The sequence below is a fragment of the Deinococcus sp. genome (assembly GCF_018260405.1).
Taxonomy (GTDB): Bacteria; Deinococcota; Deinococci; order Deinococcales; family Deinococcaceae; genus Deinococcus.
Map to the genome: position 1 here is coordinate 1 of NZ_JAGLBG010000200.1, position 1,616 is coordinate 1,616.

Here is a 1,616-nt window from a genome sequence, read left to right on the forward strand (position 1 = left end):
TCGCTAGGGTAAGCTGCGCGTTCCACCGTTAAAGCCTAAAACATTTCCCATGGTTAGGGCCTCAGACAGCCTCTTAGGCATATTCACGCCTAACGCCGCTTCCATAGCCTGAGTAGGCGGCAGGTTGTCTGTCTTCATGAGCAGGGCCGCCAGCTCAAAATGCGGAAGCAGTTGCTCCTGCGCGACATAGCGCTGCTCATTGCCCTGAGTATCCTGCCGAGTCGGCAGTTTTCGCCCAGCAATGCGCTCGACCACGCCAACCATGCTGTTGACTTCATCTCTGGTTATTCCAAGTTGCTTGGCCACCTGATTGAGCGTCAGACCTTCGATTGGCACGGGATATGGGTACTCTTCTTGCTTCATGTTCGCCCCCCAAAAAAGCCAACTTCAGCCACAGTTTTCACCATGACTGAAGTTAGAAATTCCAGCAGATTTAACGCTCTCCTGGTCGAGCGGTAGGGTGGGCATAAAGCCTAGGTCTGGTTGCCCAGACGATCTTGTTAAAAAGTGGCGTAAAGCCAATCGCCAACGGAGTACTAAGTCCCGGAGGCATAAGCGATTCCCATCGCGCCTTTCGGCAAAATTGGCCGGTTAGGGCCGGGTTGTAGATCTTGGATTAGATCTGTACAGCTTGGTGGTCGTTAGTGCGTCCTGCACAACTGGCGGGATGTCATCCCAATCAATCACCGCTGTCCGCTTTCGGCTTTGCCAGTTTAACTAGCGCTCCTTCAAGCCCCTTCGACCGAGTCGAGACTGAAGGTTGTTGTTGCCTACTTGCGAACTCTCCCACTGGGTTGCGCGTGCCGAGACGGTTGCCGCCGCTCTCTGCTCCCCCAGCTTCCCGCGTTAGTCTCGCATCTACCATTGTTTAGCTGCCGTCTCACGTCTGCTGACCAGTCACCACACCTGTACGGTGCAATCTGTTCACCATTTTTTAAGTGGCTTTCGGGGGGTAAATGTTGCCAAAACCTCCCTTACCCTCAGCACGCTTCCGACTTCGGTTCAAGTACTCAATTGCCAGAGTACCAACAGCATCACTTTCCACTCGCGACCACGCACTTTCGCGTCATGGCCTACATTTACCGTTTGAGCTATTCAGTGACCCACCCAGGTTACCCCCAGTGGTGCCGTGCTGAGCCGTCTCCGGTCAACACCTAGCGTTCCCCCACGCCCAATGAGCATGGTTTCGCGCATTAACAGATACGGTGTGGCAATCGTCTGACCCTTACTCCCGTAGAGGGCAAGCCAGCCGACGGAGGGAGTTACACCCTCTTCGATAGAGACTCTCCGGCCTGTTTCAGTCTGCCTAAAAGCAGATATCCCCAGAGCCGGAATCGTTTCCGCGTCGCCCATCATTGTCTACGTTGTCATGATGCGCGGGCCAAAGCCCCAAGAGCATTGAGTCGAAACGGGGCGTTACCCCCGTAGCGCTCTACCCAGTCGTGCCAGCCCGATTAGAGGCACACGACTAGAGCGGTGTGTCGAGGGTGCGGCAACACCCATTGACACCAGTGCGCAGGACGCGATCACCATATAGAGTTTGTAACTGCTCAGCAGGGGGACTTGCGAAGCGGAAAGGGGTAGAGTAGGGACATTACGCAAAAGATCTGTCCCAA

1 protein-coding gene is annotated in these 1,616 nt (G+C 54.9%); it reads right to left on the reverse strand.

From position 1 onward, the window contains the following. Positions 1 to 3: 3 nt before the first annotated feature. Positions 4 to 363, reverse strand: a complete 360-nt coding sequence (locus tag QZ269_RS13040; RefSeq protein WP_291427128.1) for a hypothetical protein — start codon at positions 361 to 363, stop codon at positions 4 to 6. Between the last annotated feature and the right edge of the window lie 1,253 nt (positions 364 to 1,616).

Coding starts and splice junctions, on each gene's coding strand:
- QZ269_RS13040 (WP_291427128.1), bottom strand. CDS start 363: ATGAAGCAAGAAGAGTACCCATATCCCGTGCCAATCGAAGGTCTGACG.